This is a genomic window from Pseudomonas sp. EB271-G4-1, assembly GCF_058791355.1.
Genome location: NZ_JBYTEO010000016.1, coordinates 1 through 23,050, shown reverse-complemented (window position 1 = coordinate 23,050; position 23,050 = coordinate 1). Strand labels below are relative to the sequence as shown.

The 23,050-nt window shown below is 61.2% G+C and carries 14 protein-coding genes and 1 pseudogene; 8 read left to right on the top strand and 7 right to left on the bottom strand.

Translation table 11 applies throughout. The features are described 5' to 3' along the window. Positions 1–210 precede the first annotated feature (210 nt). From AC3WWR_RS10430 to ampC, 3 genes are all read left to right on the top strand, one after another. On the top strand, positions 211–8,883 hold the full coding sequence (locus AC3WWR_RS10430; protein ID WP_492598674.1) for a GH36-type glycosyl hydrolase domain-containing protein: 8,673 nt from the start codon (positions 211–213) through the stop codon (positions 8,881–8,883). Between the two features lie 113 nt (positions 8,884–8,996). Next, positions 8,997–9,731: a Crp/Fnr family transcriptional regulator gene (locus tag AC3WWR_RS10425; protein WP_492598673.1), complete on the top strand. Its 735-nt coding sequence runs from the start codon at positions 8,997–8,999 to the stop codon at positions 9,729–9,731. Between the two features lie 38 nt (positions 9,732–9,769). Further along, positions 9,770–10,894: a class C beta-lactamase gene (ampC, locus tag AC3WWR_RS10420; RefSeq protein ID WP_050511629.1), complete on the top strand. Its 1,125-nt coding sequence runs from the start codon at positions 9,770–9,772 to the stop codon at positions 10,892–10,894. Positions 10,895–11,085: 191 nt separating this feature from the next. Here ampC and AC3WWR_RS10415 read toward each other — a convergent pair whose 3' ends face one another. The 4 genes from AC3WWR_RS10415 to AC3WWR_RS10400 are packed head-to-tail and all read right to left on the bottom strand — an operon-like array spanning position 11,086 to position 14,757. Continuing rightward, on the bottom strand, positions 11,086–11,361 hold the full coding sequence (locus AC3WWR_RS10415; RefSeq protein ID WP_151141271.1) for a phospholipase D-like domain-containing protein: 276 nt from the start codon (positions 11,359–11,361) through the stop codon (positions 11,086–11,088). Beyond that, on the bottom strand, positions 11,346–12,626 hold the full coding sequence (locus tag AC3WWR_RS10410; protein WP_151141269.1) for an SEL1-like repeat protein: 1,281 nt from the start codon (positions 12,624–12,626) through the stop codon (positions 11,346–11,348). The genes AC3WWR_RS10415 and AC3WWR_RS10410 overlap by 16 nt, the downstream gene beginning before the upstream one ends. Then, the gene (locus AC3WWR_RS10405; protein WP_492598672.1) at positions 12,626–14,455 is read right to left on the bottom strand and encodes a phospholipase D-like domain-containing protein; all 1,830 of its coding nucleotides are present in this window, start codon (positions 14,453–14,455) and stop codon (positions 12,626–12,628) included. The genes AC3WWR_RS10410 and AC3WWR_RS10405 overlap by 1 nt, the downstream gene beginning before the upstream one ends. Beyond that, complete coding sequence (locus AC3WWR_RS10400; RefSeq protein ID WP_191994386.1) at positions 14,452–14,757, bottom strand: hypothetical protein; 306 nt, start codon at positions 14,755–14,757, stop codon at positions 14,452–14,454. Before AC3WWR_RS10400 ends, AC3WWR_RS10405 begins: the two co-directional genes overlap by 4 nt. A gap of 125 nt (positions 14,758–14,882) precedes the next feature. Here AC3WWR_RS10400 and AC3WWR_RS10395 point away from each other — a divergent pair. Beyond that, positions 14,883–15,361 (top strand): annotated as a pseudogene (locus AC3WWR_RS10395) (autotransporter outer membrane beta-barrel domain-containing protein). A gap of 12 nt (positions 15,362–15,373) precedes the next feature. Here the strand turns inward: AC3WWR_RS10395 and AC3WWR_RS10390 are convergent. Beyond that, positions 15,374–15,937 carry a DUF4174 domain-containing protein gene (locus tag AC3WWR_RS10390; RefSeq protein WP_020798141.1) on the bottom strand — a complete coding sequence of 188 codons (564 nt, stop codon included), beginning with the start codon at positions 15,935–15,937 and terminating at the stop codon, positions 15,374–15,376. A 169-nt stretch (positions 15,938–16,106) separates the two neighbouring features. On the opposite strand from AC3WWR_RS10390, the gene AC3WWR_RS10385 reads away from it, so the two are divergent. After that, complete coding sequence (locus tag AC3WWR_RS10385; protein ID WP_033041928.1) at positions 16,107–16,475, top strand: VOC family protein; 369 nt, start codon at positions 16,107–16,109, stop codon at positions 16,473–16,475. A 21-nt stretch (positions 16,476–16,496) separates the two neighbouring features. Here the strand turns inward: AC3WWR_RS10385 and AC3WWR_RS10380 are convergent, their stop codons facing one another. Beyond that, complete coding sequence (locus tag AC3WWR_RS10380) at positions 16,497–17,246, bottom strand: tetratricopeptide repeat protein (protein WP_033041935.1); 750 nt, start codon at positions 17,244–17,246, stop codon at positions 16,497–16,499. Between the two features lie 268 nt (positions 17,247–17,514). Between AC3WWR_RS10380 and speF the strand changes: the two genes are divergently transcribed. The 3 genes from speF to AC3WWR_RS10365 are packed head-to-tail and all read left to right on the top strand — an operon-like array spanning position 17,515 to position 22,029. After that, positions 17,515–19,701, top strand: coding sequence for an ornithine decarboxylase SpeF (gene speF, locus AC3WWR_RS10375; RefSeq protein WP_168757562.1), 2,187 nt, complete (start codon positions 17,515–17,517; stop codon positions 19,699–19,701). A gap of 33 nt (positions 19,702–19,734) precedes the next feature. Then, positions 19,735–21,075: a putrescine-ornithine antiporter gene (gene potE / locus AC3WWR_RS10370; RefSeq protein ID WP_020798144.1), complete on the top strand. Its 1,341-nt coding sequence runs from the start codon at positions 19,735–19,737 to the stop codon at positions 21,073–21,075. 48 nt (positions 21,076–21,123) lie between these two features. Beyond that, positions 21,124–22,029, top strand: coding sequence for an amino acid ABC transporter substrate-binding protein (locus AC3WWR_RS10365; protein WP_033041932.1), 906 nt, complete (start codon positions 21,124–21,126; stop codon positions 22,027–22,029). Between the two features lie 47 nt (positions 22,030–22,076). Here AC3WWR_RS10365 and AC3WWR_RS10360 read toward each other — a convergent pair whose 3' ends face one another. Next, a complete protein-coding gene (locus AC3WWR_RS10360; RefSeq protein WP_033041934.1) occupies positions 22,077–22,862 on the bottom strand; it encodes a sulfite exporter TauE/SafE family protein in 786 nt (261 codons plus the stop codon). Between the last annotated feature and the right edge of the window lie 188 nt (positions 22,863–23,050).

Below are 23,050 nucleotides of genomic sequence, written 5' to 3'. Positions count from 1 at the left end.
GCCTGCCGACTTTCTCTTGCGCCGACCCTACCGCTGCCTGCCTCCAACACTGCCTATGTTCGCTACCGAACAGACTTCGCGCCGCTGAACACCCCACACTCATCAGTGGAATGCTGCGCCCGGCAGCGCAACGCCCGCACACCTGGCCTGGCGTAGAACCGCCTTCATTCCATATGCGATCTGCGCTGCGCGGGTCGTACGAAGGATTTCATGCAAAATATCCTGACTCGCACGCTGTCCAGCCTGTGGCGCTCACCGGCCATCTGGCTCAGGTGGAGTGCCGCGCGACACAAGTTCGAGTACGAGCCCATCCTGCGCTCCGACCTGTTCAACGCGCAGCAGATGGCAGATCACGGTATCGTACTGGCCCGCCAACATGTGCTTGGGCGTCTTTCAAGAAAGGACGCCTTGCTGGGCCGCCTGACTGACAACCAGCTGCTGCTCGAACGCAGCTGCGCGGCGCTCAAGACCGTACAACTTTCCAGCCGACGCGCCACCCCTGCGGCGGAATGGCTGCTGGACAACTTCTACCTGATCGAAGAAAACATCCGTACCGCCAGGACCCACCTGCCCGACGGCTATAGCCGCGAGCTGCCCCGCCTGGCCGAAGGCCCTTCGACCGGCCTGCCGCGGGTCTACGACATCGCCCTGGAGACCATTGCTCATGGCGATGGCCGGGTCGACGCGCAAAGCCTCAATTGTTTCATCGCCTCTTATCAGACCATCACGCCGTTGGCCCTGGGCGAGCTCTGGGCAATCCCGATCATGCTACGACTGGCGCTGATCGAGAACTTGCGGCGCGTGGCATCCCGGGTAATGGCCAACCGGGAAGACCGCAACCTCGCCGATGACTGGGCCGATCGGTTGATCGAGATTGCCGAGCGCGACGCCAAGAGCGTGGTGTTGACCGTTGCCGACATGGCGCGCTCGGCACCGCCGATGACCCCCTCATTCGTTGCGGAACTGGCCCGCCGCCTGCAAGGGCAAAGCGCCGCGCTGATATTGCCCATGGCATGGATTGAACAAACGCTGAGCGAGTCCGGCTTCACCGTCGAACGCCTGGTGCAGATGGATGCCCAGCAGCAATCCGGTGACCAGGTGTCCATCAGCAACAGCATCGCCAGCCTGCGCTTGCTGGCAGCGACCGATTGGCGCGAGTTCGTCGAGCTGCTCAGTCATGTCGAACAGGTATTGTGCACGGACCCGGCAGGCGTCTACGCGAACATGGACTTCGCCACCCGCGATCGTTACCGCCATGTGGTCGAACGCCTCGCCCGGCATTGCGTGCAGTCAGAAACCATGGTGGCAGAAGCGGCCATCGAACTGGCCGCGACCCCACAGTCCACGGGCCACGTGACCGGGCATGTGGGTTATTACCTGGTGGCTGAAGGGTTGCCCCACCTTGAGCAGGCGCTGCACGCCAGCGTGTCGCTGCTCGAGCGCTGGAAGCGGCTGTTGCAGAGCGCCCCGCTGAAGTTCTACCTGGGCCCTGCACTGCTGCTGACACTGTTGCTGGCCTGGCCATTTCTCAGCAGCGCTTACTACAGCGGCACGCCCATCTGGTGCCTGGTGCTGCTCGCCGTGCCCGCGCTGTTGATGACCAGCCGTCTGGCGATCGGGTTGGTCAACTGGCTGGTGACCCTCACGGTAGCCCCGTCGCTACTGCCGCGCCTGGACTACAGCAAGGGCATACCGGTCGAGGCGCGAACGCTGGTCGTAGTGCCGACGCTGTTTGCCAACGCTGGCGACATCGAGGCCCTCGCGGAAGGCCTCGAAGTGCGGTTTCTGGCCAATCGCGATGCCAATCTGCATTTCGCCCTGCTCAGTGACTTAATGGACGCCCCTGCCCAAGTGATGCCCGAGGACGCCGAGCTGCTTGAACTGGCGCGTCAACTGATCGATGCGCTGAACCACAAGTATGCCGATGGCCAGGACGACCGGTTCTTCCTGCTGCACCGGCCCAGGCATTGGTGCGCCACCGAGCGGGTATGGATGGGGCATGAACGCAAGCGCGGCAAGCTCGCCGAGCTCAACGCCTTGCTGCGGGGCAAAGGGCAGGAGCGTTTTGCGTTGATCGTCGGGGATATCGCTCCGCTGAGTGCGGTGCGCTTCGTCATCACCCTGGACACCGATACCTTGCTGCCCCGGGATGTCGCGCGTCAGTGCATCGGTACCATGATGCACCCGTTGAACCATCCGGTTTTCGATGAACAAAGCGGCAAGATCGTCAGTGGCTACGCCATCCTCCAACCCCGCGTGGGAATCAGCCTGCCGAGCACGGCACGTTCCACCTATGCCCGCCTGTTTGGCAGCGATGCGGGTATCGACCCCTATACCCGTGCCGTCTCTGATGTTTATCAAGACCTGTTCCGCAACGGTTCCTTCATCGGCAAGGGCATCTATGCCGTCGACGCCTTCGAACAGGCACTCGAAGGCTGCCTGCCCGACAACCGCATCCTCAGCCATGACTTGATCGAAGGCTGCTACGCCCGCTGCGGGCTGCTCAGCGATGTTCAGCTGTATGAGGAGTACCCGTCGCGCTACAGCGCCGATGCCAAACGCCGCCATCGCTGGATTCGCGGAGACTGGCAAGTGCTGTACTGGGCCTTGCCGTGGGCACCGAAACCCCAGGGAGGCTTCGCACCCAACCGCCTGAGCAACCTTGCTCGCTGGAAGATCATTGACAACCTGCGCCGCAGCCTGGAACCAGCCGCCTTCCTGGCCATGTTGGCCTGGGGCTGGTTGGAAACCAACGAAGCCGCCTCCTGGACATTGGCGGTGGTCATCCTGGTCTTTCTCCAACCCTTGCTGCAATCGGTACTGGCGCTGGTACAGAAACCTGCCGATATTCCATTGGGACAACACCTGAGTGCGGCATTGCGGACCTCGGGCCAGCATTTCATGCGTGCGCTGCTGTCGATTGTCTGGTTGCCCTCCGATGCATTGTTGAGCCTGGATGCGATTGGCCGCTCACTGTGGCGCATGCTGGTCAGCAAACGCCGCCTGCTGCAATGGCAACCTTCTCGTGAAGTGGAGCGCTCCAGTGGCAATACTCTGCCGGGCATGTATAAAAGCATGTGGATTGCCCCGGCGCTGGCGCTGATCCTGTTCGCTGCCCTGCTCCCCTCCCTCGCCGTACTCGCACTGGCGGCACCCCTGCTGCTGGTGTGGTTGGCGAGCCCGGCAATTGCCTGGTGGATCAGCCTGCCGACTACACCGGTCGGCTTTAATCCGTCAGCACAGGACCTGCGATTCCTGCGCATGCTGTCACGCCAGACCTGGGCGTTCTTCGATCGCTATGTAGGCCCCGAGGACAACTGGTTACCGCCGGACAACGTCCAGGAGATCCCCAAGCCGACCATTGCCCATCGAACCTCACCGACCAACATGGGCATGGCCTTGCTCTCTCACCTGGCGGCCCACGATTTCGGCTATTTGAGTACCGGGCGCTTGCTTGAACGCATCACTGCCATGCTTGAAAGCATGACCGGTCTTGAGCGTCACCATGGGCATTTCTACAACTGGTACGACACCCAGACACTGCAGCCGCTGGCGCCTCGGTATGTGTCTACCGTAGACAGCGGCAACCTGGTGGGCCTGTTGCTGACCCTGCGACCGGGGCTGCTGGGGTTGGCCGACACGCCTCTGTTCGATCAGCGCACCCTTGGCGGTCTGGCCGACACCCTGGATGTGCTGCAACAGGCGCTACAAGACGCGAACCTCGACGACCGCACCGTGCTTGAACTGCGCGCGAAGGTGGAGTCGGCGATTGTCCAGGACACCCCGGACAGCTTCCTGCAAGTGCTCGATCTGGCAGATGCCTTGGCAATCGACCCTGCGCCCCCCTCTGCTGAAGAAGTCCACTACTGGCTCCAGGCATTACAGGCACAGTGCACTGAGCTGCGGGCAGAACGACTGCGCTTCACGCTGCCGCCGGCACCTGCCCAGGCCAAGGCAGCGAAACCGACACCGACGACATCAACCAGCAGCCTGCGGCAACTGGCCGAGCTCGATTGCACGCTGTGGCCGCCCGCTGATCAGGCGCAAGTGCAGGTGGTACAACGCCTGGCTCGCGCACGCATCATCCACCTTGAACAACTGGCCGAGTTGTCCGCGTCACTGGCCAGCATGGACTTTACGTTCCTCTACGATGCACAACGCGACCTCTTCTCGATAGGCTACAACGCCGACGAACGCCGGCTGGACAACGGCTACTACGACTTGCTCGCGTCAGAGGTGCGCCTGACCAATTTCGTGGTCATCGCCCAGGGCCAGTTGCCGCAACAGGCCTGGTTCACCCTTGGGCGCTTGCTCAGTAACAATCGAGGCGTGCCGGTACTGCTTTCCTGGTCCGGCTCGATGTTCGAGTACCTCATGCCTAACTTGATCATGCCCAGCTATGAAGGGACGCTGCTGGAGCAGACTTGCCGCGCGGCCGTCGCCTTGCAGATCGAACATGGCCACCAGTTGGGCATCCCCTGGGGCGTGTCCGAGTCGGGTTACAACACCCTCGATGCTCACTTCAATTATCAGTATCGGGCGTTCGGTGTTCCAGGCCTTGGCCTCAAGCGCGGGCTGGCCGAGGACACCGTGATTGCGCCGTACGCCAGCGCCCTGGCGCTGATGGTCGAGCCGCAAGCGGCCTGTCGCAACCTGCAACGCCTGGCGGCCCAGGGGTCGGCCGGCCGCTATGGCCTGTACGAGGCGGTGGACTACACCGAGGCACGTTTGCCACGCGGCCAGCGTTATGCGGTCGTGCGCTCGTTCATGGCGCACCATCAAGGCATGAGCCTGCTGGCCCTCACCAGCCTGTTGCTGGACCGGCCCATGCAGCGCCGTTTCGAATCGATCCCGGCCTTCCAGGCGACAGTCCTGCTGCTGCAGGAACGCGTACCGAAAACCGCCGCGCCGTACCTGCATGCGACCCAGGCGCCTGCCAACGGGGAAAACGGCACGCAGGAAACCCGGCTGCGCGTGTTCGCCGATCCCGGGCGCAAGCGCCCCGCCGTCCAGCTACTCTCCAACGGCCATTACCACGTCATGCTCAGCAGTGCCGGCGGCGGCTACAGCCGCTGCAACGACATCGCCGTGACCCGCTGGCATGAAGATGCGACCCGCGATAACTGGGGCATGTTCTGCTACCTGCGCGATGTCAGCAGCGGCGCATTCTGGTCTTCGGCCCACCAGCCGACCCTGCACCAGCCAGAAAGCCACGAGGCGATTTTCAGCGATGCCCGGGCGGAGTTTCGTGTGCGCGAGCTCGACTTCGATACGCACACCGAGATCGTCGTGTCTCCCGAAGACGATATCGAACTGCGCAGGCTGCACATCACCAACCACGCCCGCGTAAGGCGCAGCGTGGAGATCACCACCTACGCCGAGGTGGTACTGGCACCGGCCATCAGTGATGCCATGCACCCGGCCTTCAGCAACCTGTTCGTGCAGACCGAACTGGTGCCGGCGCTGCAGGCCATCGTGTGTACTCGCAGGCGGCGTTCCAGTGAGGAAGCCGTGCCTTGGATGTGCCACCTGCTGGCCGCCCATGGCGTGGACATCGACGCGATTTCCTACGAGACCGATCGAGCCCGGTTCATTGGTCGCGGACGCAACGTTGCCGCACCGGCGGCGCTCGATGGCAATGTCAAGACGTTGTCCGGCAGCGCAGGCTCGGTGCTTGACCCGATCGTGGCCATCCGCTGCCGTATCACCCTGGAACCCGGGCAAACAGCGACCATCGACCTGGTGACCGGCATCGCGGACAGCCGTGAGGGCTGTCTGTACCTGATCAATAAATACCGCGACCGGCACCTCGCCGATCGTGTTTTCGACCTGGCATGGACCCACAGCCAGGTGTTGCTGCGCCAACTCAATGTATCGCAGGAAGACGCCCGCCTGTTTGAACAGATGGCCGCGTCAATCCTTTACGCCAATGCCGCGTTGCGCGCAGAAAACAGCGTATTGATGGCCAATCGACGCAATCAATCGAGCCTCTGGGGCCAGGCGATCTCAGGCGATCTGCCCATCGTCCTGCTGCAGATCGCCACCGTCGAGAACATCGAGCTCGTCCACCAGTTGGTCAAGGCCCATGCCTACTGGCGGCAAAAGGGGCTGATAGTGGATCTGGTGATCTGGAACGAAGACCAGGCCGGCTATCGCCAGCAACTCCAGGACCTGATCATGGGCGTGGTGACATCCGGCAGCGAAGCCTCGCTGATCGACCATCCGGGGGGCATTTTCGTGCGTCCGGCCCAGCAGTTGTCCAATGAGGATCGCACGCTGATCCTGTCGGTGGCGCGCCTGGTGCTGAGTGAAGACAAAGGCGGCATTGCCGAACAGATTCAGCGGCGTCATGCCAGCCCGGTATACCCGGCGCTGGTCCCTCTCCTCAAGCGCCAGGCAAAGGCGGCCGCTGCCTTGCCCGTTGTCGAAGGTTTGCTCCTGGGCAATGCCTATGGCGGCTTCAGTGCCGATGGCAACGAGTACGTCATGACCTTGCAGCCTGGCAGGCCGACGCCAGCGCCATGGGCCAACGTGCTGGCCAACCCGCACTTCGGCACGGTCATTTCCGAAAGTGGTGGCGCTTACACCTGGATGGAAAACGCTCACGAATTTCGCCTGAGCCCCTGGCACAACGACCCGCTCACCGACGCCAGCGGCGAGGCGATCTATGTGCGTGATGAAGAAACCGGGCATTTCTGGTCCGTGACGCCACAGCCTTGTCCCGGCACTGGCGCGTACCGCACTCGACATGGCTTCAGCTACAGCGTCTTCGAGCACGATGAAGACGGTATCCACACCGAGTTGTGGGTGTATGTGGCGCTGGACGCATCGATCAAGTTCTCGCACTTGCAGGTTCGCAATCGCTCGGGCCGCGCCCGACGCCTGTCGACGACGTGTTATGTCGAGTGGGTGCTGGGCGACTTGCGCAGCAAATCGGCGATGCATGTGGTGACGGAAGCCGACCCCACAAGCGGCGCCTTATTCGCCAGGAACGCCTATTCGATCGAGTTTTGCGAACGGGTGGCGTTCCTTGATACCGACTCGACCGACACCACCATCAGCGGCGATCGCACCGAGTTCATCGGCCGCAACGGCAGCCTCAAGGCCCCTGCAGGACTGCAGCAGGCACGCTTGTCGGGCCGTACCGGTGGCGGCTTCGACCCTTGCGCGGCGATACAGGTTGCCGTGGACCTGGACAACGGTGACGACCAGGACGTGGTGTTCCGGCTCGGTGCAGCCAGGGACACGGCGTCAGCCCTGCGCCTGGTTCAACAGTACCGCGGCCTGGGAGCGGCAACCGCGCAACTCGAGGCGGTTCGCGAGCATTGGCGTTCGCAGCTGGGCGTGATCCAGGTCCAGACCCCCGACCCGAGCATCAACGTCATGGTCAATGGCTGGCTGATGTACCAGGTGATCGCCTGCCGCTTCCAGGCCCGCAGTGGCTACTATCAGTCCGGTGGGGCCATCGGCTTTCGCGATCAACTGCAAGACAGCATGGCGATGATCCATGCCGATCCCGCCAGCGTGCGCGGCCATTTGTTGCTATGTGCAGCCCATCAATATGCCGAAGGCGACGTGCAACACTGGTGGCACCCGCCGCTCGATCGGGGCGTGCGCAGCGGCTGTTCGGACGACTATCTGTGGCTGGCGCTGGCGACCAGCCACTATGTCAGCGTCACTGCCGACCTCAGCGTGCTGGCTGAACCGGTGGGTTACCTTGAAGGCCGCCCGCTCAATGCCGGGGAGGAGTCGTATTACGACCTGCCGGGCAAGTCGCACCTCGAAGAAAGCCTTTACCAGCATTGTGTACGCGCCATCGAACACAGCCTGCAGCGCGGCAGCCACGGCCTGCCCTTGATTGGCACGGGCGACTGGAACGACGGGATGAACCGGGTCGGCCATCTGGGCCGTGGGGAAAGCGTGTGGCTGGGCTTCTTCGGCTTCGAGGTGCTGCAACAGTTCGCCATCACCGCCCAACTGCATGGCGACCCTGTTTTCGCACAGCGTTGCACCCAGCAGGCTGCCTTGCTGCAGGCCAGCCTGGAAGAGCATGCCTGGGACGGTTCATGGTATCGGCGCGCCTGGTTTGACGACGGCCAGGTTCTGGGCTCGGCCAACAATGACGAATGCCGCATCGACTCGATCTCGCAAAGCTGGTCGGTACTCTCGGGGGCAGCCTCGCAAACGCGGCGCCGCACGGCCATGGCATCACTGGAGCAGCACTTGGTACGCCCCGATACAGGCGCGGTACTGCTGCTCGATCCGCCCTTCGACGCAGGCGTGCTGGAGCCCGGCTATATCAAGGGCTATGTGCCGGGCGTACGGGAAAATGGTGGCCAGTACACCCACGCCGCAGTCTGGGCCGGCATGGCTTTCGCCGAACTTGGCGACAACACCAGGGCCTGGCGATTGCTCGACATGATCAACCCCGCGGGCCATGAAATCGCCAAGCGGATCGATACCTACAAGGTCGAGCCCTACGTCATGGCGGCCGACGTCTACGGCACCCCGCCCCATGCGGGCCGCGGGGGCTGGACCTGGTATACCGGTTCCGCCGGCTGGACGTACCGCTTCATCGTCGAGTCATTGCTCGGTTTGCAGCGGGTCGGGACTTCATTGCATATCGAGCCGTTGCTGGCGCCGGGCTGGGCGGGCTACACGCTGCACTACCGCCATGGGGTGACGACTTACCATATTGAAGTGCGACCCGGCACGACCACCACGCTTGCGATCATGCTGGACGGCGAGTTGCTGGGCCAGGACGCGCTGCAATTGTCAGATGACGGCAGGGAGCACCAGGTGCTGGTGACCTGCCCGGTCAAAGCGCATCAGCCGCCATTGCCAGGGTACGACAGAACCGTCGAAGCCGATCTGGAGCGCTGAGGTGCCGCGCGCTTGACCCACCCGGGTTCAGGTATCAACGCCTGGGCCCTGATGGCGCGCGCTTTGGAGTAACCTGCCCCCCTCAGGGAATTCTCCCTCGAAGGGTGGCTGATATGTTTGTCGTACCCAAGCCACAACAGAACTACCTCCTGGCAGCCCTTCCGGCGCCAGCGCTGGAACGCCTGCTCCCCCACCTGGAGCCTGTCGAACTGTCACTGGGCGAAGTGCTCTATGAGTCCGGTGGCGCCCTTCGGCATGTCTACTTCCCCACTGATGCCATCGTGTCGCTGTTGTACGTGATGGAGAACGGCGCCTCCGCCGAGATTTCGGTGGTCGGCAACGAAGGCCTGATCGGCGTTGCCGTGTTCATGGGCGGCGAAAGCACACCCAGTCGAGCCGTTGTGCAAAGTGCCGGGCAAGCTTTCCGGCTACCCGGCCAGCAACTCAAGGACGAGTTCAACCGCCATGAAGAAATGCTGCTGATGCTGCGCTACACCCAGGCACTGATCACGCAGATGGCCCAGACGGCGGTGTGCAATCGTCACCACGCCATCGACCAGCAGCTGTGTCGCTGGTTGCTGCTGTCGCTCGACCGCCTGCCGGGCAATGAACTGACCATGACCCAGGAACTGATCGCCAACATGCTTGGCGTACGCCGCGAAGGCGTGACCGACTCCGCCGGCAAGCTACAGCGCCTGGGCGTCATCGAATATACTCGGGGACACATCAAGGTCCTGGACAGGGCTCGTCTGGAGGAGCTGAGTTGCGAATGTTACGCCGTGGTCAAGAGAGAAACCGAACGCTTGCTGCCCTACTTTCCGATACGGCGCGACAAACCAAAGGAGTGAAACCCGTGACGGACACCCTCAATCCAGGCAGATTGAAGATGTTAGCGGTTTGTGCCGCGATGCTGGCGGCAGGCCAGTCGCTCGCGCAGGATCACCTAGAATCGATCGTCAGCGACGCCGTGCGCCCCGTCATGCACGCCCAGGGCATTGCCGGCATGGCCGTGGCCGTCACCGTCAACGGCAAACAGCAATATTTCAACTATGGCATAGCGTCAAAAGAGACCGGCAAGCCGGTGACGCAAGACACCCTGTTCGAGATTGGCTCGGTCAGCAAAACCTACACCGCCACCCTCATCGCCTACGCCCAGGCCACCGGCAAACTGGCCTTGACCGATAAGGCCAGCAAGGTGCTGCCGGCTTTGCGCGGCAGCGCGTTCGACCACATCAGTGTGTTGCAGCTAGCCACCTACACCGCCGGCGGGTTGCCCCTGCAATTTCCTGCCGAGGCGGATTCGGCCGATAAGATGCTCGGCTACTACCAGCAATGGAAACCGGTATATCCCGTCGGCAGCCAACGGCTGTATTCGAATCCCAGCATCGGGTTGTCCGGCTACCTCGCCGCCCAGGCCATGGGGCAACCCTTCGATGACGCCATGGAAAACACCCTGCTGCCCAAGCTCGGGCTGAAACACACCTGGCTCAAGGTGCCGCAGGAGCAGATGGCGCTGTATGCCCAGGGCTACGACAAGGCGGACAAACCCGTGCGGGTCGGACCGGGAGCGCTGGATGCCGAAGCCTACGGGGTGAAAACCAGCGCTGCGGATTTGATTGGTTTTGTCCAGGCCAACCTGCAACCGGCAAGCCTGGACACTCCGCTGCAACAGGCGATTGCCTTGACCCATACCGGTTACTACAGTGTGGGCGACATGACCCAGGGGCTGGGTTGGGAGATGTATCGCTATCCGGTCACTCTTGATCGTCTGCTGGCGGGTAACTCGACGGCGATAGCCATGCAGGCGCACCCCGTCCAGTGGCTGAAACCGCCGCAATCGCAGCCTAAAGATGTGTTACTCAACAAGACCGGTTCAACCGGTGGGTTTGGGGCTTATGTTGCGTATGTGCCATCGAAGGATATGGGTATTGTGATTCTGGCCAATAAAAACTATCCGAATGAAGAGCGGGTCAGGATTGCTCATCAGATACTGAGTGCAATGGCCCTGTAGGAGCCGGCTTGCTGGCGAACGCGGACGTACAGTCGACGAAGTTGTCGCCTGACCAACCGCTATCGTCGGACGCCGCCCGCAACAAGCCCACGGAATCAGGAAGCAAGCTCAAAGCAATACATTCAAACGCTCCGAGTCAATGCACCGGACCAAAGTGCGCACAAACGAACCATATGATCCGCCTGGTACCACTAGCGGACGTAAAAACCGCTACTTGCGCGCTGACGCCGTTCCAATTCATCGATGATCATCAACTTGGAGTGGACGTACACCGGCATCCACCGCTGGCCCGCGGGCGAGTCGGGGGCGACCAGCGAACACAGGTGCACCTTCAGTCCGGGACGTTCCTCCTGTTGAACCGTGCTGTCTGGTTTCACCTTGGCCTTCGGTAACTCGCCGATGCACGGCGCGTCGCCAGCCAATGGCATAAATTTACGAAATTGATTTTTTATCAGAGCAGGCGCCATTCAACCGCTTGCTCAGATCGCGTGATCTTGTCGGAGAAGGGCCAGGTGCGCAGGTGGTAACGCTCGACCAGTTGCATCGGCAAGATCTCGCCCTGCTTGAAGTACCGGGTTTCGCTCCAGTCCTTTACTGAATGGAGGCGAGGGAGCCAACCAACCCTCCAGTACCCACTCACCGGGCAGACTTGCCCGCTATAGCAGTACGGCGCAGATAAGTGAGCCTGGCTGAATGCAGGGGATCCCGGAAGACCACGGCCGGTGGCCGGGTCCAGGAGTTTGGCCTTGGACAGTTGGTTGATCAGAGCAGTGCTGGGCTTTTCTGGCGGGACATTGGCCAGGCGTTCTTCGAGCCATTGCAGCTTGCCGTCCCAGGCGGGCAACTTCGCCGGAGGCAGGGGGAGGATTTCGTTGATTTCGGGGACTTTGGGCTTAGCGTAGGAATAGTTGGCGAGTATTCGCCAGATTTTTTTGTAACGTTCGGCGCGCTCCAGGTCTTCTTCTTGGCCTAAGTAATTCAGCTCATCCGAAGGGGGAGGGTTGCGAAATGCATCTCCCAGCCACCCGGCTGAGGTTTCGTCGCCAGCAGCGACTCCAAGTTGGAAGGCTTCGAGTGCTCCCTGGTATTGCCCTTTTCCCTGAAGATTTACTCCCAATGCATTAGCAGCTTCACCATTGCCTTGCTCAGCAGCGCAGCGGCGCATTTGCCGGGCGATATCCGGCGCCATATCGCTGGGTGCCAGTTTTTGGCCTACATACCCCTGGGCTTGAGCACTCCCATTATCAGCGGCCTTGCGAAAATAGCGCAGGGCCATTTCCGAGTCCTGCTTCAGCCCCGCCGAACCCTGTTGCAAAAAAATCCCGACGAAGTAATAGCCCGTGGCTACGCCCTCGCTGATCAGTCGCTCACTCAAACGCAAATGCTCGTCCCCCCGAAGCTGGAAATGGCCGCGCATGGCACCGTTCTGCAGGTTAATGTTGGCCTTGTAATGACCGTTTTCGGCGGCAATGCGGTACAGCCTTTCGATTTCCACATCGACGCTTTTGTCTTCTTTGAGCTGATTGTTTTTTTGCAGCCAGCGTGCGTACTGGAACAGCACATCGGACTCGGCGGAGGGCGTGGGGAATTGCTCGTGCACACAGCTAAACGCCAGATCGGCCTTGATCTCGTTAAGTGATTTCACCTGAGGGTCCTTCTTCATATAGGTAAAAGTGCTGCGGCTGTCGCAAGCAGTCAGCAGCAGGCATGACAACAAAAGAGCGAGACGCATCAGTCGATGTCCTTCAGCGTGGCCTTGTCGTAGTAAAATTCGACAAGGGGGGCGTACGGCGCTCCCACAACCTTTTCATCCTGGCGATCTCTATTTTTGTTAATGATTTTCTGCCACTCATTGAACGCCGCCCCCGGATCATCCTGCGCCCCCATCCCCCCCGTATGCATCTCCCACAGCCTTCGCCTCAACCCCTGCGTCACACTCGCCCACTCATGGGCAATGTTCAGTTCACTGTCGACCTGCATGCTGCGGGTGTTGATATTGGCCGAGCCCTGGGTGGTGAACACATCGTCGATGATCATCAACTTGGAGTGGACGTACACCGGCATCCACCGTTGGCCCGCGGGCGAGTCGGGGGCGACCAGCGAGCACAGGTGCACCTTCAGGCCGGGACGTTCCTCCTGTTGAACCGTGCTGTCCTTGATCGCCCGGGTTTGCCGTTCAAGCTCAGCCTCCCACCTGGCCAGTTCCTGCTGCCCGACGCGGTCGTGAGGTTCGAAGGTCGGCCGGGGCGGTGCGTTTTGTTTCACCGCTTCGATGCGCTGTAACTTGGTGACTGCGGGAATGAGCTCACCCCGGCCGAGGCTCTGGAGCATGCGCTGGGTGTTAACCGCGCCAGACCCAACGCTGTCTTCGCTGGCATTGGTGATCACGAACAAGTGCAACGGACCGTGTATGCCGGGGTCGCGCCCGGCCTTGGTCTGGCCCGCTGCCACGGCCTTGATCAGCTCGGCCAGAGGGGGCCAGCGAAAGTACTGGTTTTCGATGTAGATGAACTGGGTCGCGTTGTTGACGGCTTGCAGGTAGAGCTGCTCGATGTCGCGCTTGCCCTCCTGGGCCTGGGTGCGGAGGATCTGCGCGATTTGTCGGGTGGCGTCCGGGATACATTGCAGTTGCGGTCCGACCTGCATGGACTGCCGTGAAGCGATCAGGTCCTCGCCGGTTTCCTTGCGCCAGGCCTTGGCGAAATTGTTGTGCAGGGCTTCCAGGATCGGCCCACTGACGCGGCTGGAAATGTCCTGACGCGGGGTCATGCCGCGCGGGCCTTGATGGGGGAGTGGTTTGCGCTCCTCGGAACGGTTCAGCGCCGAATGGGCATTGGTGTCCCAGTACTCATCGAGCATGTTGTGGCCCATGACGAAACCGACGGCACAATCCGGCAGTTCGAAGTCGACCAGCACGGTTTTTTGATGATGCGTGGGGGTCGCTTTCAGGAAGAAGCGCGTAGCCCCACTGACCTGCGGATCGAGACTCGCGCGTTGCACTTGATGGGCGATTTCCGCTCGTTCGTTAACATCGAAACCACGACTGACAAACACTGGCCGCTTGAGTCCACCACGTTCCACCGCCTGGTCACCCTGGACTGCAAATTCGGCAAACCATTGGCGGTCATAGTCGTATTGCGCCTGGGTGGAGCTCTGCAAGGCCCGGTCGTTGACGGGGAACGTGCCTTTGCCGGGCAAGTTGGCTTCACCCGACAGGCCGGCAGCATTGAAAGGCGCCTCCCACCCCAGTATCCGCACCTTGACGTCCGCTTGCGCCTTGGCCTTGAGTAGCTCACCGATGCTCGGCGCCTTGGGATCTCGATCTCGATCGCGAATGAAATACATCGACGGCTGGAAGCCCCAGCAGATGATATCGACCGTTTTCGTGGCGTTGAAAATAGCCTCGTAAACCGCCTTGAAGGTGTCTTCACCATTGATCAACGGTTCATAGGTCGCCATGGCGGGCGGATATTCGGTGTCCTGTACATACCAGGGCGGGGTGCAGGTCACCTCTTGGCTGTGCTGGAATGCAACCGGTGAGACGAACTCATAGCGGCTCATGACGTCTTCCCTGTCTGATCGTTGATTGCATGTAGCGCCGCGTCGTACAGCGCGCGATGATCGGTGTGCGAGCTGGGTTGGCTCATCTCTGAATCGGCCTGCGCGGTGTGGTTGTGCAAGCCGCGATTGGCCATATGGGCCTGATCGGCATTGCGGTATTCGCCAGGCACTGGGATGTGATGGAAGAACCGGCAGATCGTGAAAATGTGGCGACTGTGGTTGAAAAAAATGCGCGATCGGGTACTCATGGGCAGTCCTTCCTGGTCTGCGGGGGGAACGGGCAGGAAGGGATTGGCGCTCACCCGAGTCCTGATGGGTGAAAGCTTTGGCGATTTTGAAGGATCTCGAAAATAGGACGTTTCTGAGAAGGGTGTAGGGCATTTCTGTATTGGAATATCGGGCTAACCGTGTCGGATAACCCAAGGAGCTGCCGCAGGCTCGGGCCGCATTCGGACGATCTTTTGCGATCGACAGCCAGACGGTCGGCGGTTATGCCAGCTATCTGCATCGAAACGGGCTGTACGTCGACGGCGTGCTGAACACAGCCGACTGGACAACGAGGTCAAGATCACCAGCAACCTCGGCGACAAGGTCAAGGCCGACTACCAGACCCATGCCGTGAGTGCTGACGTGCAAGTGGGCAAACATATCGAGCTGGGCCGGGACTGGTTTGTCGAGCCGCAGGTGGGGCTGCAAATGGCGCGTGTCAGTGGCGGCCACTACACCGCGAGCAACGGCCTGAAGGTTGAGCAAAATGCGATGCTCTCGGTGCAGAGCCGGGTCGGTGGCGGGGTCATGGTTTCAACGGTTCAGGGACACAACATGTTTGTCGAGGGTGGCTACACCCAGGGTAACGACATCGAGCAGCCCTGGGCGCTGACCGCGGGCTATCGCTACCAATGGTAAAGCTGTGCCCACTCAATCATCCGGCATCTCCGGTGGCTTGGCCGGTTTTGCCGGCTTGGCGTTTTTGGCGGCCTTGGCAGCCCCTTTGGGCGGTGGGGTTTCGGCAACCGGCGGAGGCGTGGGGGCCGCGGCTTCCTTCTCGGTCGCCGGCAAGGCATCGATGGTGGCGAAGATTTTCTTCAGGTCGACCGACTTGGATTCTTCCCCTGAGCTTTCAAGTTTCTTCTCGCCGTCCTTGCCCACCAGGATCACTTTGGGCAAGGCGCCGGCCCCCAGTTTCAGCGCACGGATCAACGCCATGGTGTCCTGTTGGCCGAGGTCCTTGCCGTCCAGTTGGCCGGACATGTTCAGCACGCTGTACACCCTGATGTTGCGGTCAGCGACACCCTGTTTGTTGGCGGGATCTTCCAGCGATTTTTTCAGGTTGACCCAGACGGGGTCGACGGTGCTCGGGGCAATCACGATCAGCGGCCGGGCCCTGCCCTTGTCGATATCCAGAGGTGAATCGCCATCGGCGGCGAACAAGGGGCCGGCAATCGCCAGCAAGGTAGCCAGGGTCAGTGACCTGATGAGCATGCGCATCTCCTTTTGATATCCACGCTCTAATGATTGCGCATCGCGGCGTTCGTTCCGGTGACGCTCGGCAAATGTGTTTCGTCTTGCTCCAAGCTTAGGCGAGGGCGGTCATTGCGCAACAGGCTGGACTAATCTGAAAACATATCCTGGCTCGTTGCGAGAGACCGCCATGAGTGCCCAGTTGAACCACACCATTGTCTGGTGCCGCGACAAGCACAGGTCGGCACATTTTCTGGTCGAACTCCTCGGCTTGCCGCCTCCAGAACCTTTCGGGCCGATGCTGATCGTCAGGCTCGACAACCAGGTGTCGCTGGACTTCTACGACAACGATCCGCCGATCGCCTCCCAGCATTACGCGTTCCTGCTCGGCGACGACGATTTCGACCGGGCGTTCATTCGCCTGCAGGTAAACGGGCAGCCATGGTGGGCCGATCCGGGCAAGCGGCGGCCAAATGAAATCAATGACCATGGCGGAGGACGGCGGGTGTATTTCGACGACCCGGATGGGCATCTACTGGAGATCTTCACCCGCGAATGAGGCCCCTTCCCTGACGGCCACTCAACCCTGCATCAGAAAGGCGCCTGGCGGAACCCGTTTTCGCAGCTTCTTGCAGCTACCGGCGGGGGGCTGGTGCCCCGGTGGGCGATCAGGAAACCAGATGCGGCATTGACCCGGCGGTGGCCAATGGCCGCGTGGAATCGCGATCTCATCGGACACAGGGTCTGGCTCGGCGGCAGCCACCTGAAATTGTCCTTCTGGCCGTGGCGTGGCAGTCGCCGCAGAGTCGGCCACCCGGGCGAAATTGCCGGCAAGCGGCCCCGTGTTCGCCAAAGCGGGTCCAGCCGCGGCGAGTTCTGCTTCGCGCCGACTTTGCGCCTCCTCCTCGCGTGCCTTCTGCAAGGCGAGCAGGTCCTCCTGGGCCTTGGGTGGGGTCCCCGAAGCCTGGGCCTGCTGCGCCGCCTGGATCAGTTGGAAGTTGCGGTTGCGCAACTGGACATTGCCACCAACCCGCATGTTCGAGCGCATCGCCAGGGTTTCAGCTTGCTGATATTGCCCCTGTTGCAGGCGCAGCACACCGAGGTAATGCAGGGTCGCGGGATTGTTCGGCTGGATATGCAGGGCACGCTCCAGCGTGGCTGCGGCCTGGTCCAACTGGCCATTTTCGTACTGGCGAGAGGCGGTTTCGATCAGGGTAGTGGATGCGCTGTTACTTTGCGCGGGCGCTGTTCGCTCGCCAGCCTGCGAGTAAAGCGACGCGATGGCGCAGCACGCCAGGATGAGGCTCGGCAGAAAACGCTTGGTTGGCATCAGGGGCAGACTCGGCTGATCTCGGACGGCACTGCCTTGAAAGCAGGCCACCAGCACTGCTCGGAAACTCCGATACAGGGCCCCTGTTGACCCGGTTATCGCCATGAAGTTCCCGAGACAACGACCCCTTCACGCCGTATTCGACTCGTCAAGCCACGGACCTATAAAGATCATTAAAATTTCCAGCTTAAAAAAAAATGAACTATACCCAACTGGGCAAGTTTGCCTGTCATGACAGATCGTCAAAACAGACCAGGAGCCACTGGGCATGAATGTTTTGAAAGTTGCTGCAAGCGATGCCGTCCTGAATTGTTTCCATACCTCTCGCCCGATTGTTGCCCTGGATCAGACCGACTTTACCGATGTCGCCGCCGCGGTGCTGACCGTAGACGATGTCATGGGCGGCGCGCTGGATGCCATTCAACGAACAGGCTTCGACATCCCGCTGTTTCTGGTGGTGCCTCGCGGCGGTGCCGGCAATCGGGCACTGGATGTCTACAAGCGCCTGCACGAGGTAATCCTGCTGGTCAACGGTGTGTTCGACCTCTCCAGCTACAACGCCGAGTACTACGGCAACCAACTCGAAACCGCCGCCAAGGCTTACGAAGAAAATTTGTTGCCGCCCTTCTTCGACGCCCTCAAGCACTACACCGAGGCCGCCAATGCGACCTTCGCCTGCCCCGGTCACCAGGGCGGCCAGTTTTTTCGCAAGCACCCCGCCGGCCGCCAGTTCTTCGATTTCTTTGGCGAAACCCTGTTCCGTGCCGACATGTGCAACGCCGACGTCAAGCTCGGCGACCTGCTGATCCACGAAGGCCCGGCCCTGCAGGCGCAGAAGCATGCCGCGACAGTGTTCAACGCGGACAAGACCTACTTCGTGCTCAACGGCACATCGGCGTCGAACAAGGTGGTCACCAATGCCCTGCTGACGCCTGGCGACCTGGTGCTGTTCGATCGCAACAACCATAAATCCAACCACCAGGGCGCATTGATCCAGGCCGGTGCCACGCCGGTGTACCTGGAAACCGCGCGCAACCCCTACGGCTTTATCGGCGGCATCGACGCCCACTGCTTTGAGGAAAACTACCTGCGCGAACTGATCAATGAAGTCGCCCCGGACAAGGCCCGGCTGCCGCGGCCATTTCGCCTGGCGATCATCCAGTTGGGCACCTATGACGGCACCATCTACAACGCTCGCCAGGTGGTCGACCGCATCGGCAAGTTGTGCGACTACATCCTGTTCGACTCGGCGTGGGTGGGCTACGAACAGTTCATCCCAATGATGAAGGATTGCTCGCCCATGCTGCTCGAACTGGGTGAAGACGACCCGGGTATTTTCGTCACTCAATCGGTGCACAAACAGCAGGCCGGCTTCTCCCAGGCGTCGCAGATCCACAAGAAGGACCGCCACATCAAGGGCCAGCCGCGCTATTGCAATCACGCGCGGTTGAACAACGCGTTCATGGCCCAGGCCTCCACCAGCCCGTTCTACCCGCTGTTCGCCTCGCTGGATGTGAACGCGCGTATCCACGCCGGGCGCAGTGGCTTGCGCCTGTGGGAAGACTGCGTGAAGTTCGGCATCAACGCGCGCAAGTTGATCCTGGAAGCCTGCACCCTGGTGCGCCCGTTCGTGCCGGAAACCATCGACGGGCGCCCATGGCAGGATCACCCCACCGACGCCATCGCCAGCGACCTGCGCTTCTTCGAATTCCATCCCAAGGATCGCTGGCACGCCTTCCCCGGCTATGCCGACAAGCAATACTTCATCGACCCTTGCAAGCTGCTGTTTACCACTCCCGGCATTGACCCGATTGACGGCAGCTACACCGACTTCGGCATTCACGCCGGCATCCTCGCCAACTTCCTGCGCCAGAACGGCATCGTTCCGGAAAAGTGCGACCTCAACTCGATCCTGTTCCTGCTCACGCCCGCCGAAGACTGGGCGAAGATGAGCCATCTGGCCGCGCAACTGGCCCGCTTCGAGCAATTCCTCAGCGATGACGCGCCCATGAGCCGGGTACTGCCGGCCATCTATGCACGCTTTGAAGACCGCTATCGCAACTACACGATTCGCCAGCTCTGCCAGGAAATGCACGATCTCTACCGCAGCCATAACGTGCAGCAATTGCAGAAGGACATGTTCCGCAAGGAGCACTTCCCGAAAAAAGCCATGAACCCGCAACAGGCTCAAATCGAATTCATCCGTGGCAATGTCGAGCTGGTCGCGCTGGCCGATGCCGATGGCCGAGTCGCTGCCGAAGGCGCGCTGCCCTACCCGCCCGGCGTGTTGTGCGTGGTGCCGGGGGAAATCTGGGGGGGTGCGGTCCTGAAGTATTTCCTGGCGCTGGAAGAAGGCATCAACGCTTTGCCCGGGTTCACCCCGGAACTGCAAGGCGTGTATCTGCAAGAGCAAGGTGGCCGTACCCGTGCCTATGGGTATGTGCTCAAGACCTGATCCGCGACACTTGAACAGGGCAAGGAGTGTGCGATGGCTGATTCAAGCAAGAAAATGAGCCTGATGGGGCTCACCACGCTGGTCACGGTCAACATGATGGGTTCAGGCATCATCATGCTCCCCACCAACATGGCCCAACTCGGTGCAGTCTCGCTATTGTCGTGGATTTTCACGGCGATCGGCTCGATGGCCATCGCTTATTGCTTCGCCCAGTGCGGGGTGTTCTGCTCACGGTCCGGCGGGTTGTCCGCCTACACCGAGGAAGCCCATGCGAAGTCGGGGTTCTTCCTCTGCTCGTACCTGTACTTCCTGTCCCTGGCGATTGCCAACGTCGCCGTCGCGATCTCGGCGGTGGGCTACATGAGCGCCTTCCTGCCCTGGCTCAGCGGTGGTGCCATCCCGCTGTTCGTCGGCACGGTCGCGCTGATCTGGATCACCATCATCGCCAACTTCGGCGGCCCGAGCATCACCGGCAAGATCGGTGCTTTCACCGTGTGGGGCGTGATCATTCCGGTGGCGGGCCTGAGTATCATCGGCTGGTTCTGGTTCGACGCCAAACTGTTGGAAGCCGCCTGGAACCCCAACGACCTGGCCATCTCCGAAGCCATCGGCAAGGCCATCCCCCTGACCCTGTGGGCCTTCCTGGGCATGGAGTCGGCAGCCCAGGCCACCGATGCGGTGGAAGACCCCAAGCGCAACGTACCGCTGGCCTGCCTGTTCGGCACCCTGGGCGCCGCCACGGTCTATGTGCTGTCGACCACCGTCATCCAGGGCATCATTCCCAATGCCGAGCTGGCCAATTCCTCGGCACCATTCGCGCTGGTCTACGCCAAGATGTTCAACCCGTTGGTGGGTAACATCGTCATGGCCCTGGCGATCATGGCCTGCGTTGGCTCGCTGCTGGGCTGGCAATTCACCCTGGCACAAACGGCGAAGATGACCGCCGACCAGAACCTGTTCCTGAAGCTGTTCAGCAAGGTCAACGCCAGCAACGCACCGGTGATCGGCATGATCGTCTGCGGCGTGTTGCAGACAGTCATGGCCGTGTCGACCATCTCACCCGATGCCGCTGCGCAGTTCAGCAAACTGGTCAGCCTGGCGGCGGTGACCAACCTGATCCCCTACATAACGGCGCTGACCGGCTTGCTGGTGATCATGCACAAAGCCCAAGTGGGGCCCGCGGTGTACTCGCGCAACCTGGTGGTGCTGCTGGTGGCGGTGGCCTACTCGTTGTACGCCCTGTATGCCTGCGGCAAGGATGCGGTATTTGGCGGCACACTGGTGCTCGCCTTGGGTTACCTGCTCTATGGTTTCCTCGCCAAGCGTTTCGTCGACGTGCCAGCCGCCGTCCAGGCCAGGACCGGCAATGTTTAGGCATCGCAACCAGGATTGCACCGACATTCCTACACGGGGGAACCGGACATGAACGCACCCTTTGCAAAAACCACACGCCTGCTGCTCGCCCTGGTGTTTACCGCGCTGCCCATGGTGGCGGGTGCCAACACCCTGGAGCGCATACGCGCCAGCAACGCCTTTATCCTGGGCTACGTGCCTGATTTGGCGCCCTTCAGCGTTGCGCAGGGCGACAAGGCCAGCGGCTATGCCATCGACCTGTGCCTGAAGATCGCCGACAAGCTCAAGACCGAACTCGACCTGCCCAACCTGCAGGTGCGCTACCAGCCCGTCACGTCTGCCGAGGAGACCAGCGCGGTGAAACTGGCCAAGGTCGACATCCTCTGCACCCCCACCCCGCCTACCCTCGAACGGCGCAAGACCATCAGTTACTCGATACCGGTATACACCGCCGGCCTCTCGGTGCTGGTGCGCAAGGATGCCGCCGAACCGCTGCTCAACGCGCTCAACGGCAAGGAAGCTATCCCCGGCCCGACCTGGCGGGCGACAATCAACCGCGGCCTGGCCAACCAGACCTTTGCCACCATCGAGGGCGGTGTAGTCGAAGACTGGATTCGCGAACAGATGCGCATGCTCGGCGTGATCGCTTCGCTGGTGACCGTGGCCAATACCGAAGAAGGGGCCGGGCTGGTGGCCGCGCGCAAGGCCGATGCGTTCTTCGCCGAACGCATGTTTCTGAAAAACCAGGTGGAAAAAGGCGGCGCCAACAATGACCTGATGGTCCTGGACCGCATCTTCGAGTACGCCCCGGTAGCCATGATCGTCGAACGCGGTGACGAGGACTTCCGCCTGCTGGTGGATATGGCACTGAGCGAGGCCTATCGTTCCGGCGCCATTGAGCAGGCTTACGACAAGTACTTGGGCGGGATCAACGAGACGATGAAAAAGCTGTTCAAGGTGTATGCATTGCCTTGAACTGCATGGTTTTTTTGTGGGAGCGAGCCTGCTCGCTCCTACATTGATTAGAACGCCAGTTTGTAGCCGATCAGTACCAGCATCGTCGCCAGGCAAGGGCGCAACCATTCATCGGAGATGCGCCCGGTCAGGTGGCTGCCCAGGTAAATCCCCGGCAACGAACCGACCAGCAAGTAACCAAGCACGTGCCAGTCCATATTGCCCATGCTCGCATGGCCAAGGCCGGCGACCAGGGTCAGGGGCACGGCGTGGGCGATTTCCGTGCCGACCAGGCGGCGGGTCGGCAACAACGGATAGAGGATAAACAACGCCACGGTGCCCAGGGCACCCGCGCCGATCGAGGTCAGCGCGACCATGGTGCCCAGCACCAGGCCGGTGATTACGGTCAGGACATTCAGGCGCGAGCCGCTGGGCTTGTAGTTGCCTCCGGCGCGCTTGTGGGCGAAGTCGAGCAGGCGCTTCTTGAACAGGATCGCCAGCGCCGTGGCGAACAGGACAAAACCCAAGGCCTGCTTGATGATCGCGTTCATCGCGTCGGGTGCTTCGTTCAGGCTGCTGAGGAACCACAACGTCAACATCACCGCCGGCACGCTGCCGAGGGTCAACCATCCGGTGATCGACCAGTCGATATTGTTGTTCTTCCTGTGGACCAGCACGCCACTGGACTTGGTGATGGCCGCGTACAGCAAATCGGTGCCGACCGCGGTGGCCGGGTTGATGCCGAACCACAGCAGGATGGGCGTCATCAATGAACCGCCACCCACGCCGGTCATGCCGACGATGAAGCCGACCACCAGCCCGGCCACGACCAACCCGATATTCAACAAATCCATTGAGACATCCACAAAAACTGCAGGAAATAACTGGCCCGCAGCATAGCGATATTTCTTATAACCAGTTATATCGATGCGATCTATCTTTATGCCCTGTTCGCATCCCGCCCTGTTTGCATCCTGCATCCCGCCCCTGTAGGAGCTGCCGCAGGCTGCGATCTTTTGATCTTCAAAAACAAGATCAAAAG

Excerpts from the sequence above, each read along its gene's own strand:
- AC3WWR_RS10430 (WP_492598674.1), top strand. The coding sequence starts at position 211 with ATGCAAAATATCCTGACTCGCACGCTGTCCAGCCTGTGGCGCTCACCG.
- AC3WWR_RS10425 (WP_492598673.1), top strand. The coding sequence starts at position 8,997 with ATGTTTGTCGTACCCAAGCCACAACAGAACTACCTCCTGGCAGCCCTT.
- ampC (WP_050511629.1), top strand. The coding sequence starts at position 9,770 with ATGTTAGCGGTTTGTGCCGCGATGCTGGCGGCAGGCCAGTCGCTCGCG.
- AC3WWR_RS10415 (WP_151141271.1), bottom strand. The coding sequence starts at position 11,361 with ATGGCGCCTGCTCTGATAAAAAATCAATTTCGTAAATTTATGCCATTG.
- AC3WWR_RS10410 (WP_151141269.1), bottom strand. The coding sequence starts at position 12,626 with ATGCGTCTCGCTCTTTTGTTGTCATGCCTGCTGCTGACTGCTTGCGAC.
- AC3WWR_RS10405 (WP_492598672.1), bottom strand. The coding sequence starts at position 14,455 with ATGAGCCGCTATGAGTTCGTCTCACCGGTTGCATTCCAGCACAGCCAA.
- AC3WWR_RS10390 (WP_020798141.1), bottom strand. The coding sequence starts at position 15,937 with ATGCTCATCAGGTCACTGACCCTGGCTACCTTGCTGGCGATTGCCGGC.
- AC3WWR_RS10385 (WP_033041928.1), top strand. The coding sequence starts at position 16,107 with ATGAGTGCCCAGTTGAACCACACCATTGTCTGGTGCCGCGACAAGCAC.
- AC3WWR_RS10380 (WP_033041935.1), bottom strand. The coding sequence starts at position 17,246 with ATGCCAACCAAGCGTTTTCTGCCGAGCCTCATCCTGGCGTGCTGCGCC.
- speF (WP_168757562.1), top strand. The coding sequence starts at position 17,515 with ATGAATGTTTTGAAAGTTGCTGCAAGCGATGCCGTCCTGAATTGTTTC.
- potE (WP_020798144.1), top strand. The coding sequence starts at position 19,735 with ATGGCTGATTCAAGCAAGAAAATGAGCCTGATGGGGCTCACCACGCTG.
- AC3WWR_RS10365 (WP_033041932.1), top strand. The coding sequence starts at position 21,124 with ATGAACGCACCCTTTGCAAAAACCACACGCCTGCTGCTCGCCCTGGTG.
- AC3WWR_RS10360 (WP_033041934.1), bottom strand. The coding sequence starts at position 22,862 with ATGGATTTGTTGAATATCGGGTTGGTCGTGGCCGGGCTGGTGGTCGGC.